Origin of the sequence: Methylophaga sp. UBA3613, assembly GCF_002375415.1 — a bacterium.
In the GTDB taxonomy this organism is placed as follows: Bacteria; Pseudomonadota; Gammaproteobacteria; order Nitrosococcales; family Methylophagaceae; genus Methylophaga.
The window spans coordinates 22,790-36,007 of record NZ_DFLS01000002.1 but is presented as its reverse complement, the minus strand read 5'-3'; the positions used below and the strand labels follow the sequence as shown (position 1 = coordinate 36,007).

At 43.7% G+C, this 13,218-nt stretch carries 12 protein-coding genes; 7 read left to right on the top strand and 5 right to left on the bottom strand.

Annotated features, from left to right (window positions below):
• The first annotated feature begins 8 nt into the window (after positions 1-8).
• The gene (locus B3S93_RS00610) at positions 9-1,121 is read left to right on the top strand and encodes a DUF4340 domain-containing protein (RefSeq protein ID WP_292401157.1); all 1,113 of its coding nucleotides are present in this window, start codon (positions 9-11) and stop codon (positions 1,119-1,121) included.
• A gap of 62 nt (positions 1,122-1,183) precedes the next feature.
• Here the strand turns inward: B3S93_RS00610 and B3S93_RS00605 are convergent, their stop codons facing one another.
• Positions 1,184-2,137: a chemotaxis protein CheV gene (locus tag B3S93_RS00605; protein ID WP_292356400.1), complete on the bottom strand. Its 954-nt coding sequence runs from the start codon at positions 2,135-2,137 to the stop codon at positions 1,184-1,186.
• 127 nt (positions 2,138-2,264) lie between these two features.
• Between B3S93_RS00605 and flgA the strand changes: the two genes are divergently transcribed.
• From flgA to B3S93_RS00590, 3 genes are all read left to right on the top strand, one after another.
• A complete protein-coding gene (gene flgA, locus B3S93_RS00600) occupies positions 2,265-2,969 on the top strand; it encodes a flagellar basal body P-ring formation chaperone FlgA (protein ID WP_292356398.1) in 705 nt (234 codons plus the stop codon).
• 86 nt (positions 2,970-3,055) lie between these two features.
• Positions 3,056-3,370, top strand: a complete 315-nt coding sequence (gene flgM / locus B3S93_RS00595; RefSeq protein ID WP_292356397.1) for a flagellar biosynthesis anti-sigma factor FlgM — start codon at positions 3,056-3,058, stop codon at positions 3,368-3,370.
• Positions 3,371-3,385: 15 nt separating this feature from the next.
• Complete coding sequence (locus tag B3S93_RS00590; RefSeq protein ID WP_292356395.1) at positions 3,386-3,874, top strand: flagella synthesis protein FlgN; 489 nt, start codon at positions 3,386-3,388, stop codon at positions 3,872-3,874.
• 30 nt (positions 3,875-3,904) lie between these two features.
• On the opposite strand, the gene hemH is transcribed toward B3S93_RS00590, so the two are convergent.
• Positions 3,905-4,918: a ferrochelatase gene (gene hemH, locus B3S93_RS00585; protein WP_292401154.1), complete on the bottom strand. Its 1,014-nt coding sequence runs from the start codon at positions 4,916-4,918 to the stop codon at positions 3,905-3,907.
• Between the two features lie 8 nt (positions 4,919-4,926).
• On the bottom strand, positions 4,927-5,841 hold the full coding sequence (locus tag B3S93_RS00580) for a TIGR01777 family oxidoreductase (protein ID WP_292401151.1): 915 nt from the start codon (positions 5,839-5,841) through the stop codon (positions 4,927-4,929).
• 271 nt (positions 5,842-6,112) lie between these two features.
• Here B3S93_RS00580 and B3S93_RS00575 point away from each other — a divergent pair, with 271 nt between their 5' ends.
• The 3 genes from B3S93_RS00575 to B3S93_RS00565 all read left to right on the top strand — a co-directional run bounded on the left by B3S93_RS00575 (position 6,113) and on the right by B3S93_RS00565 (position 9,226).
• Positions 6,113-7,057: a YbgA family protein gene (locus B3S93_RS00575; RefSeq protein WP_292401149.1), complete on the top strand. Its 945-nt coding sequence runs from the start codon at positions 6,113-6,115 to the stop codon at positions 7,055-7,057.
• A gap of 183 nt (positions 7,058-7,240) precedes the next feature.
• Entirely contained in the window at positions 7,241-8,230 is a 990-nt protein-coding gene (locus B3S93_RS00570) for a histone deacetylase family protein (RefSeq protein WP_292401147.1), read from the top strand.
• 108 nt (positions 8,231-8,338) lie between these two features.
• Entirely contained in the window at positions 8,339-9,226 is an 888-nt protein-coding gene (locus B3S93_RS00565) for a crotonase/enoyl-CoA hydratase family protein (protein WP_292401145.1), read from the top strand.
• A gap of 140 nt (positions 9,227-9,366) precedes the next feature.
• Here B3S93_RS00565 and B3S93_RS00560 read toward each other — a convergent pair whose 3' ends face one another.
• Both B3S93_RS00560 and B3S93_RS00555 read right to left on the bottom strand, forming a co-directional pair.
• On the bottom strand, positions 9,367-11,943 hold the full coding sequence (locus B3S93_RS00560) for an ATP-binding protein (RefSeq protein ID WP_292401143.1): 2,577 nt from the start codon (positions 11,941-11,943) through the stop codon (positions 9,367-9,369).
• Positions 11,933-13,048 (bottom strand): HD domain-containing phosphohydrolase, encoded by a 1,116-nt coding sequence (locus tag B3S93_RS00555; RefSeq protein WP_292356381.1) that lies wholly within the window; start codon positions 13,046-13,048, stop codon positions 11,933-11,935. The genes B3S93_RS00560 and B3S93_RS00555 overlap by 11 nt, the downstream gene beginning before the upstream one ends.
• Positions 13,049-13,218: the final 170 nt, after the last annotated feature.

Sequence of the window (13,218 nt, the reverse complement as noted above, 5' to 3'; positions counted from 1 at the left end):
TTCTACAGATGCTGAAAAAACTTAATAGTCTTTCAATCCTCGCCATCCTCACTGCGGTGATGGTGGTGTGGATGTTAATCACCATATATAAAGCCGAAGATACCAGTGATGACTTTTCATTACTGTTTCCTGAATTATTTGAACAGCTAAGTGATGTGGATAAAATCACATTTAAAAGTGAGCAGGATGAATTCAGCCTGAGCCGTGATGATAAGCAATGGTTCATTGCGGATTATCATAACTATCCAGCCGATGAAGATTTGGTTAGAAGGATGCTGGTTGATTTGGCCGATGCCCGAATTCTTGAGCTGAAAACGGATGATCCTGAGCTGTATCCAGTATTGGGCGTGGAAGGTGCAGAAGATGGTGGCAGTTCATTTGTCATTAAATTATTCAAAGACCAGCAGGAAGTGGCCGGTCTGGTTCTAGGGGAAGCACGCGATTTAAGTGCGAACACCTCTGGTCCACAACAGTTCTATCTGCGCCGAGTTAATGAGGAGCGCAGTTATCTGGTTGAGGGGTACTTTCAGTTCAGTCCGATGATGCTCAACTGGATTGATGCGCTGATTATGGACATTGCACGTGAACGGGTTGCCAGAGTAGATATCATTCAGCCAAATGGCGATACTGCAACCTTAGTGAACTTAGGTCAGAAAGATAAATTTGGCACGCCGGAAGATCGTGAAGATACCGTATTTCGTTATGAACAGCTTGGCTATGATATTGCCGGGTCATTATTCCAAATGCGTTTGGAAGATGTACAGCCAGTTGAAGACTTTTCCCGTGGTGATGCTGAGATTGTTAGAGCAGAATTTCTTACTTATGATGGCTTAAAGGTGATTGCTCAGACATCGTTTAATGATGGTTTTTACTTTTCCACGTTCAAAGCTGAATATGCCCCGGATGCTGTGCCTGAAGTACCGGAAGCCATAGCCAGCCTTGATGTGTTAAAAACGCCTGAGCAAGTACAGCAGGAAGTTGCAGAAATTAATGACAAAGTTGAACCCTGGGTTTATCGCTTGGGTGGGTTTGTTGGCAACAACCTGATGCGTGCCAAGGCCGATATGGTGACCGAAAAGGATCAGGTTATTCCAATGCCTGCCGGTGGTTTTGGTCCGTAAGCCGCTATTTTGGAAGTCATAAAAAAGCCCCTTAAACGGGGCTTTTTTATATGTGTATAACCTTACTCTGCTGCGGCCTTATCCTTATCCCGCCATTCTTCCAGTAACGCTTGAACGGTGATTGCGAGATCATCGGGGGCGAATTTGGCAATAAATTTATCGGCGCCAACCTTTTCAACTAATGCATTGTTAAAGGTGCCACTCATTGAGGTATGCAGCAAAATACGAATATCTTTCAGATTTGGGTCTTGGCGGATAGCCGTTGTAAGGGTGTAACCATCCATTTCTGGCATTTCAATATCGGAAATCAACATAGCGATATGCTTGCTGACATCAATGCCCTCGGCCGCCCATGCTTTTAATTGATCCAATGCCTGTTTGCCATCATTTACGATGGTACAACTGACTCCAATCTGCTCCATGGTACGACGTATCTGATTGCGGGCAACACTGGAGTCATCTGCCACAAGAATGTGATGTTTATGGTCAGCATTGGCTTCTGCAAAACGAGTCACCAAATCAGCTGAAACCGTGTCATCAATGCCCAATACTTCTGACATGACTTTTTCCACGTCAATTATCTGGATCAGTTCATTGTCAATTTTGGTGACTGCAGTCATGTAATGCGATGAACCTGAAGCACTGGGAGGAGGCAAGATATCTTTCCAACTGACGTTGACGATGCGATCCACCTCACTGACAAGAAAGCCCTGCACGTTGCGATTATATTCAGTGATAATGACAAAATGCTCATGAGGATTCACGACGGGCCTTTTGCCTATACCCTGAGATAAATCAAAGATACTGATGGTTTTATCACGGATGCGCGCGGCACCCCGAACGACTGGGTGTGAATGTGGCATTTGCGTTAACGGAGGACAAGCAATAGCTTCGCGGACCTTAAATACATTTATACCGTAACGCTGGGTGCCTCCCAGCTTGAACAATAAGAGCTCTAACCGGTTCTGACCGGCTAGTTGAGTGCGTTGGTCAATACCATCGATCATGCTTGCCATAAATTTCTCCTGATTACTGCAAGAGTATAACGGCAGTAACGTTCATTTCTGAACCGTAATTATCGGAATGAAATTTGCAGGTCATCAAAGTGAGTTCATTTGCCGTGCATATTGCCGGAGGATTTTGATGTATAAATTATTATGTAGTGTATGTTTAGTGTTAAGTGTCAATTTGTTGACACTTACTGCCCAGGCTGACAATTTACAATCTTTGGCTGATGTGGAGCACACCGCATTCACTTATACTTTAGCCCAGGCGCAGACACGATTTAACAATCCCCAGGTTAGTGTGACACCATTAGATAAACGGTTACGCTTGCAGCATTGTGAAAAAGGGCTGGAAGCATTCAGTAATCGGAATATTGCAACTGCCGGTAATGTGACCGTGGGTGTGCGTTGTCAGGAGCCTGTGGCTTGGACAGTTTATATCCCCTTGCAAATCAAAGTAATGCGACCCATGGTGGTGATTGCCCGGCCCGTTTCAGCGAACCATGTTTTAACAGAACAGGATTTGCGGATTGAACAGCATGATATTGGCAAGCTTCGGCAAGGCTATATGGCAAATATTGCCGCTGTGGTGGGACAGCAAGCGAAATATTCACTGGGCTTGGGCACCGTTATTCAGAAAAATCATTTGCGGCCGCTGAATATCGTAAAAAGAGGTGAGTCAATTGTCCTGGTGGCTAGTGCAGGAACAATGGAAGTCAGAATGCAGGGCACAGCGATGTCTGATGCCAGCCTGGGGGATCGCGTTCGTGTGAAAAACCTCTCCTCAGAGAGAGTGGTCGAAGGTGTAGTAGATGGTCCAGGGGTGGTACGCGTTACAATGTGAAGAAAACTCTGGATCGAATCACATTATATTAAAGTTTTTTCAATTCGATCCGATAAACATTATAGAACCAATATGGAGACATTTTTATGTCGGATATTAATAATATAAAACCACCAACACAGGGTGGTGGAATCAACTCGACGCGAAACGTCAATGTTGAAGATAAACGTACAGAAAACGTATCAAATCAGGTCAAATCGAGTGGTAATAGCTCAACAGACAAGATCAGTCTGACAACCACGGCAACACAACTGCAATCTCTGCAACAGGAAATTGCCGCTTTGCCTGTGGTGGATGAACAAAAAGTGGCTGCTTTACGTGCGGCTATTGAAGATGGAAGCTATCAGGTTGATAGTCAAAAGTTGGCACGGAACATGATTGATTTTGAGGGTAACCTATAAAAAAGGAACCCTCCCATGGCTATGTCACCCGGACAACAATTGCACAGCGTTTTACAGTCTGAACTCAATATTGCCAAACAGTTAGCCGAGTTACTAGTCGCGGAGCGTCAAGCCCTTGCTCTATCGGATATCGTGACCATTACCGATATCAACAATAAAAAACAGCCGTTAATCATGAAGCTCGAACAGTTTAGCCGTCAACGTGATGCGGTATTAATTTCTACAGGCTTCCCTACCGGTAAACAAGGCCTTGAAGCGTTCATTGATAATCAAACGGAAGATGACGCATTGGCGTTAACGCTGTTGATAAAAAATCTAAAAGCAGTTGCCAAAGTCTGCCAGCAAAAAAATCAGGTAAATGGCGGCATCGTCAGTATTAACCGTCAGTATCTGCAGCGCGCTATCTCCGTTCTTCGAGGACGTGATCCAGAGTCGAGTGCTTATGGTCCGGGTGGTGAATATACCAGTGCAGTTGTTCGTCAACCACTAATTGGACGTGTCTGATCCTAGGTGGATATGAAAAATTAATAAGCCCTAAGGCGTTTCACACCACTGGGCTAACAGATCAACCCATACTGGATCATCGTTAAGGCATGGTATCAATTTTAATGAACGACCACCTGCCTCGATAAACACTTCCTCAGCTCTAATCGCAATTTCTTCAAGCGTTTCCAGGCAGTCCGTCACAAATGCAGGACACATGACCAGCACGTTTTTTGTGCCGTTTTGTGCCAGTTCAATCAAACGATCTTCAGTGTTAGGCCCCAGCCATTTGGCTCGGCCCAGTCGGGACTGAAAAGCGACTGAGTAATTGTCCGGATTGAGTTGGGCCTTTTCGGCAAAAGCAGCTGTGGTCGTCATAACCTGATGTCGGTAACAAGTGGCATGAGCCACATGTGGTTTATTGCAACAATCAGCCTGTTGCAGACAATGTTGGCCACTAGGGTCACGTTTCAAAATGTGCGATTCTGGTAGGCCATGATAGCTGAAGAGCAAATGGTCATGTTCTTCCATCAAATAAGGACGGGTTTGCTCAACCAATGCATTAATATAACCTTCTTCCTGATAGAAAGGTGGTTTGATCGTTAAGACAATATCCAGTTTATGCTTGGCGATGACCTGTTTGGCCATTTCAATGCAGGTGGTTACGGTGCTATCAGCAAAATGCGGATACAAAGGAACGAAGAAAATCTCTTTAACGCCATCAATCCTGGCAAGCTTTAGCAAACCCGCTTCAATACTGGGGTTTCCATATCGCATAGCCAGCTCTACCGGCATATCAACCTGCTGTTGAACAGCTTTATGTAATTTTTCAGATAATACAATCAACGGTGAGCCGGTATCGGTCCATACACTCCGATAAGCTTCAGCAGAGGCTTTTGGGCGGCTAGGCAGAACAAAGGCACTGACAATAAAGCGCCTTAGCAACCAAGGTAGTTGAATAACATAGGGGTCCATCAGAAACTGATTTAAGTAGCGCCTTACGGAGGGTGTATCAGGCTGATCCGGTGAACCTAGATTTACTAATAAAACGGCACGTTGCGTCATAATAATTATTATTTTGAGTCAGAAGATTTAAGTACGTCGTTAAGCGCACTCTGGATATCAGTATAGAGAAATTCAAAGCCGGCAGCTTGAGCTTTTTCCGGGATTGCACGTTGCCCGCCCAGTAATAAATCAGCCATTTCTCCCATTGATGCTTTCAAAACACAGGACGGCACTCGAAAGAAAGCCGGACGGTTTAGCGCTTGGGCAAGTGCTTTGCTGAATTGCTGATTGGTAACAGGTCGAGGAGCTGCGCCATTATAAACACCCGTAAGCGAACGATTTTCAGCCAGAAATAAAAATAACCGACAGATATCATCGAGATGAATCCATGGCATATATTGCTGGCCGTCACTTATTGGTCCACCCAATCCCATTTTGAAGGGCAGCGTCATTTTGCTCAGAAAACCACCATTTGGTGCCACTACTAATCCAGTGCGAACGATAGCGACCCGGATTCCAAGAGATTCTGCAGACAAAGCGGCTTGTTCCCATTGTTCGCATAATTCATGACTGAACTCTGGTTTGAAACTCCTACTTTCGGTAACAATCGTATCGTCCTGGTTTCCATACCAGCCTACTGCTGAGCCACTGATAAAACTATGGGGGAGGCTGGAGCGTTTGGACAATTTATCTATCAGGTCTCGTGTATAGTCGACCCGGCTTTTCAGTAATATTTGCTTACGGGCATCGGTCCAGCGTTTATCAACAATCGGTGCACCGGCCAGATTAATGACTACATCGATATGATGATCTAGCGGTATTGAATCGACGGATTCGAAACACTGCACCTGGGAACCAAGTATTTTGGCTGCTTTCTGACAATTACGACTTAATGCAAAAACAGTCTCGCCATTGTTTAAAAGTCTTTGACACAGCGCTTGGCCGATGAGTCCTGTTGCACCGGTTATTAAAAAAGCCGCCATGATAAATTCCTTTGAATAGTTATGATTATTCCTTGTATAGAGTCATAACAGCTGGCAAAGTTTACCAAGGGCCTGCTGATTTTTCATAACCACCACTGCTGGAGGCTATTTTTTTCGGCCAACAAGGCGGAAATGATGCGATGTAGTTGTTCTACATAAGTCATTTCCAACACCGTAGGGCGGAAAAATAGTCACAACCCAAAGGGCTGGGAAACATCGACAGACCCTGAGTAAAGATAAAACCAAATATTAAGTATTTAACGAGTAATTGATGGGAATTAAAGTCGGAATCAGTAGCTGTTTACTGGGGGAATCCGTGCGATTTGATGGCGGACATAAACATATGCGTTTATGTACCGACAGTTTGTCGCGTTTTTTTGATTTTGTTGCGGAATGTCCTGAAGTGGGTATTGGTATGGGAATTCCTCGCAAACCCATTCGTCTGGTTGGTGATGTGGATGCACCACAGGCAGTAGCCGTGCATGATTATAATTTGAATTACACAGAAAAGTTGACGGCTTTTGGCCAGCAAAAAGCCCATGAACACAATGATTTATGTGGTTATATTTTTATGAAAAACTCACCGAGTTGTGGGTTGTTTCGAGTCAAGGTGTATCAGGATAATGGTTATCCGGCGGCTGAAACAGGACGAGGGTTATATGCTGATGCATTAAAGAAAGCCCATCCATTGATGCCAATGGAAGAATCCGGCAGATTGAATGATCCATTATTACGCGAAAATTTTATCACTCGGGTGTTCGCCTATTATGACTGGCAGCAACTGGTTCGCAGTGGGTTAACCCACCATAAATTGATCAGCTTTCATTCACGTTATAAATATTCCTTAATGGCTCATTCACCGACATACTATGCTGAACTTGGACGGATGCTGGCTGATGCTGGAAATCATGAGATCGAAACTCTGGCAGAACGTTATTTCACTGAGCTTATGACGGTTTTATCAAAAATTGCCTCCCGGAAAACACATACAAATGTATTAATGCATTTGCAAGGCTATCTAAAGAAAAAGCTCTCAAGCTCTGAGAAGCAGGAACTTGCCGACATTATTAACCGTTACCGTACGGCAGAGTTACCACTGATAGTGCCGATCACATTATTAAAACATCATTTCAATAATCATCCAGATGCATATATTGCCAAACAGGCCTATCTGCAGCCATATCCTGATGCGTTGAGTCTGAGAAATACGATATAAATTGTGTACGAAAACTGGAAATCACAGTAAATTGAAATGATTACATGTCATTAATGATAGCGTCGTAAATCCGGTATTAGAAAAAACGCTTTTAAAAGAAGTAGCAGTAGGAATGTATGGTGAAGCGAAGTTGTATCATTTTCTAAAAATAGCTGAGATTGAAGCCAGTTCGGGATATCAGATATGCAGCGTAGGGATTTATTAAAACTCGGTTTATTAAGTACCGTTAGCAGCAAAACTTCAGCAATAAGCCAAACGGCATTGACGGGTCTGGTGTTGGATCCTGGTTTTGCCAAACATCATATTATGCCCCAACACCCAGAGTCTCCTGCAAGATATGAGCGTTTGCGGGATGAGCTGGAAGTCAGTGAGCTGCTATCCAAGGTCACATTGTTAAAACCCAAAAGCAATATTGAATCTGAATTATCGCTTATTCATTCAGCCAATCATGTAGCGTCAATAAAACGTCACGATCCCGAAGCGCATCAAGCTGCAATGTTGGCCACAGGAGGCGTACTGGTAGCGGTTGACGCGGTCTGTAAAGGTTTGCTGGATAATGCTTTTTGTGCTTCAAGGCCACCAGGGCATCACGCAACCAACACCGGAAAGGAAGAAGGGTTCTGCTATTACAATCATGTTGCTATAGCGGCAAGATATGCTCAAAAACGCTATAAGTTAAAACGAATTTTAATTGTGGACTGGGATTATCACCATGGAAATGGCACTGAATGGGCTTTTTATCATGATCCCTCGGTATTGTTTTTTTCAACGCATGACGCCGAAGCTTATCCTGGTACGGGGTCACCAGAGAAAACCGGCACTGGTTCCGGCAAGGGCTTTAATATAAATGTGCATTTGCCCTGTGGTTCCGGGGATGCAGAAATCATCGCTGCATTCGAAGAAAAACTGATTCCAGCGGTAACTGAATTTAACCCCGATTTGATTCTGATATCAGCCGGGTTTGATAGTCGGGAAGACGATTTGTTGGGATGTTATAAAGTTTCCGATCAGGGCTTTATCCAACTGACGGAGATCATGATGCAACTTGCCAAAAAGCACTGTGATGGCAGACTCGTTTCGGTACTGGAAGGGGGCTACAACCTGACAGGTAATGCCAAGGCCAGTGTGGCGCATTTAAAAACCTTGATGCAGATAGTTTCATCTGCTGAATAATTTTTGTGATTAACGGCACAGTTCGTGCTAATCCTTAATTGAAACATTTTAGTGACAAATATCAGTCACTTGTTGATTGGCAGCCCAAGCCCTTTTAAGGAGAAAATGATGAACGCTGTTGTTAAACTCAGAGATGAGAACGAGGCTGGTCTTGACCAGAATCAAGGAAAGCAATATCAACATCTGAATACCTATTATGACCCGACCTATAAGATTGGCTGGTTCATGATGAATGCCGCTCCCAGGCCATGTTTTACCCCTACCTTGCTGAATGAACTTTCGGATTATCTGGCGAATGTAAAAGCTGAGATGCAACAGAGTAATCATGAAAAATATGATTATCTGGTCGTTGGTTCCAGTGTTGATGGTGTGTTTAATCTGGGTGGTGATTTAAACCTGTTTACCTCACTAATTGAAAAACGTGACCGTGAAGCATTGCTGGCCTATGCCATTCATTGTGTTGATATCCTCTACGACAATATGTTCCATTTTGATTGTGACCTGACCACCGTCAGTCTGATCCAGGGTGATGCATTGGGAGGTGGGTTTGAAGCGGCCTTATCGAGTAATATTATTATTGCTGAGCGAGGCGTGAAGTTGGGTCTGCCAGAAGTGTTGTTTAATCTGTTCCCGGGAATGGGGGCTTATACATTGTTATCCCGAAAAGTCGGGGCGGCCAATGCTGAAAAAATGATTTTGTCGGGTGCTTTATATACCGCAGAAGAGCTTTATGAAATGGGCGCGATCGATATTCTGGCCGAAAAAGGTGAAGGTGAGCTGGCTTTATACAAATACATTAAAGCCGCCAAAAAATCTCCAAACAGCTATAAAGCGATGTCACGTATTAAAGATTTATGTAACACCGTGAGCTATGAAGAGCTTGTAGCAATAGCCAATATCTGGGCGGATGCGGCTTTAAATCTGACCAGTAAGGATATCCGGATGATGACGCGATTGGTGAATCGTCAGACTGCCAAATCAAACAGCGAAGTGTAACCTGACTTCACCATCACTGCTGTTTGGCGAGATACATCGAGGTGTCTCGTTGCTTTAAGTTTGCTTCAAAAAACGATTAGTAAGCTATCAGTCATTACTCAGGCTGGGAACACATCCTAGTGATGAAAAATAAACAGGTCTTAATGATCCGCTTTTTGTGATTGCCCTTGAAGCTTAAGGGCAACTTCTAATTCGGTTAGCGTTTGTGTAAAAGCATGCTCCAGTTTTTCGGTCAGGCGAAGTAATTCAGATGAGCCAATATCGAAAGGTTTAAATGATTCTCCCTGACGACAAAGCTCAGCAACTTTATTCGCACCTAATTCAGAAGATGAACCTTTCAAAGCATGCAGGCTTTCACGATAGGTCAGATAATCATCATGTGCTGATTGAAGAATCAATTGCAGGTGTTTGGTACCGTCTTCTTTATAACCATTTAGCAGAAGCTGTAAAAAGGCTTCACCGCCCCCTAGCTCAGAAAGTTCGAGCAAAACCTGATGGTCACACCATTGTTCTGATGAAACGGTCGATCGACCGTTAACTTTGCCGGGTTTTACATTGATTTGATGCTCCAGAGCCAGACGGGCAATGGATTCCAGCAATGAACGGGAATCTATTGGTTTGGTCAGAAACTCATTTGCTCCGGCTTCCAGACAACGTTGTTTAGCCTGAGGTGTTGCATCAGCTGTCAGAATGATAATAGGGATATCATGTCCAGTATCCATATAGCGCATGGCGCGGATAACTTCGGTTCCGCTGTAATCTGGCATATTCATATCCAGAATCAGCATTTCAATACTGTCAATTTGTTGACTTAGAACATCCAGCGCCTGTTCGCCACTACTGGCCAGAATTACCTGATGTCCTGCATGGCGAAGTATCCCCTCCAACACCTGCTGATTGACCAGGTTATCTTCGGCGATAAGAATATTTAAAGATTTAGCATAGGATTGAGCTGCATAATGTTGAGCCAGGGTAATGACTTTTTCATCCTGAATGGCATGATTGCTCTGTGCTGCGTGGATGGCATTAAATAGAACAGGTTTTTCCTTAACATCATGCACAATCGAAATAAAGTGATGACGCAGTCTTGGATCCTGTTTACTGAAGTCTGATGGATTCAACAGGATCAGCGCGGTATTGGCGAGTAAAGGTTCACCATGGATCATATTGGCAAATTGAATCGGATCGATGTCATGCATACAATCCTGATCAATCATCACGGTTTGATAAGGCGATTGATTCTCTGCTGCTCGAATCAATACTGAAAATGCTTTAGCGGTGGTGTCGACATGTTGGTAATTCACTGACCAGTCATTGATAACAGGTTTAATAAGGTCATGCAGTGAATCGGTGCTTAAAATCAGCATAGGGCTCTCAGATAAAGTTAATTCATTTGGCTCATTGGCAGTGAAGGGCATTTCAAACCAGAACAGGGTGCCTTCACCCACTTCGCTGGTTACCCCAATTTCACCTCCCATCAACTCAACCAGCTCTTTGGCGATAGTAGTGCCTAAACCGGTTCCGCCTTTATTTAATGTATCAGGTGAGATCTGCGTAAAGTCATCAAAGATTCGTTGCAGAGCTTCCTGTGGAATCCCTATCCCGGTATCACTTACTTCAAAGCGAATCCACAAATTTTGATTTGATTTGCGAGTGATTGGTTGAGCTGAAAGTTTAACGGCACCCTGATCAGTAAATTTAATACTATTACCGATAAGATTGATTAAAACTTGGCGTAGATGTTGTAAATCACCATTTATCGAAAAGGGCAGAGCGGGGTCAATATAGCAATTAATGTGTAAGCCTTTACTGATTGCCATTGGCTTTTGCATGCCAATCACACTGTTTAACAGTTGGTGTAAATCAAAACTTTTATCGCTGATTAAAATCTTACCAGCTTCGATTTTGGAGATATCCAAAACATTTTCAATCAGGCTGAGCAGCGTATGTGCTGACGTTTTCATGATTTTAACAAAATCATGTTGTTGTTTATCCAGCTGGGTCTCCGCCATCAGATCTGCAATACCAATTACACCGTTAAGTGGCGTACGTAATTCGTGAGACATATTGGCCAGAAATCGACTTTTTGCTTCATTTGCCTGCTTTGACAAAGCAATTGCAACATGCAGTTTTTTGATCAGAAAAGCTGAATAAAGCGGAATGATAAGTAACAAAAACATCAGACTGTAACCAAATGGTTCATGCTGAGAGTGCTGCCAGTATTCACCATTGATAATGGCAAAGGAAAAACCGATGATGCCCACTATGAGGGAGATGTATAGGTAATTCACGCCATAACGGAAACCATTACCCAAAATCACCCAGAGATATAAAACGAACAAAAAGACACTCTGCTCACCCGCGATCAACATAACAATTGATAGCGCAGTCAAATCCAGCAAAATACCACAGACCCTTCTGATGGGGGATGGCCTCGGGTTGAGAATCAAAGCCACTGCAATGACGACTGCCAGTAAGTAATAGGCCAACGTAATCAGACTTGGCAGGCTGACAATATTTTCTGAGAAGGTTCTATCAGCGCCCCATGGCAAACAAAAATAAATTAATAAAGCGATACCCAGAGTGAGTCGGATTTTGATCGCTTGTTCCGGTTCGCTGTCACCCGTTTTGGGTATTTTATCTAAAAATCGCCCAAGCAGATTTCTTTCCTGTGGCTGTGCATAACGATCATTCATTGCTGGAGATTTAATCAGCATACTCGGCTTGAATTTGCTGGATTGCCTCTATCCGATCAAAAAACGCCTGAACACATCTTGGGTCGAGTTGTGTACCCGCACTTTGCTCAATGTAACGACAGGCATCTTCGTTTGACCAGGCTTTTTTATAGGGCCGTTCCGAAACCAATGCATCATAGATATCGGCGACAGAAACGACTCTGGCAATAAGTGGAATTTCTTCGCCTTTTAACTGAGAAGGATAGCCTTTTCCGTCATAACGTTCGTGATGGTGCAATGCGATGATTGCACCAATATGCATGTATTTCGATTGACTATCAGAAAGTATTTCATGACCGATAGTGGTGTGCGTTTTCATAACTTCCCATTCTTCCGGATCCAGCTTGCCAGGCTTTAGCAGAATATTATCAGGAATCCCGATTTTACCGATGTCATGCATGGGAGCGGCATATTCAAGATCTTCGCATTGCTGTTCATCGAAAACGCCTAATGCTTCAGCAATAAAACGGGAGTATTTCGCCATACGAATAACGTGATTTCCCGTCCCTTCATCACGGTATTCACCCGCCTTGGCCAGACGAATAATGGTCTCTTTTTCACGCAGAATAATCTGTTCAGTGGCAATTTCTACCTGGCGTGCCAACCAATTGGCACGGTCTTCAATGATCAGGTGTTGCTCGTGCATCTGTAAAAGATTACGACAACTGGTACGACATTCAATTTGATCAATGGGGCGGGTTAGGAAGGCAGTAGCCCCGGCATCCAGTGCGTCATAACGCACGGCTTTTTCGCTGACGACGGTAATCATCATGATGGGAACGCTTTGCAAAGCAGGCATCTGGCGCACACGACGAATAAATTCGATGCCATCAATTTCCGGCATACGATAATCCGTTACAATTAAATCGGCCTCATGTTGACTCAGCCATTCAAGTGCCTCAGTAGAGTTACTTAACGCCGTGACGTGAATATTTTCACCAATTTGCTGGACTATCTTTTCTAAAATAGTTCTGCCGGTTGATTGATCATCAATGATCAATACCTCTTTGGTCTTCTTAAGAATGCTCAGTCTCCTTGCTGATTCATAAGGTTTTAAATTGCCAGGACGACCATATTGGTTTGCCAAGACACTTTCCTCATCAAGCTTGCCCTTCCGTCACATCCCTGCTTTGGCAGTTTTATTAACAGAAGTCATATCCTTGAATCCGTGTCTGTTATTTTGTTTAAATACAATCGTTTCTTATTTCCGCATTATGCTGACAGAGTTCGTAGCTGTCCATTCTATTTACGTTTCGA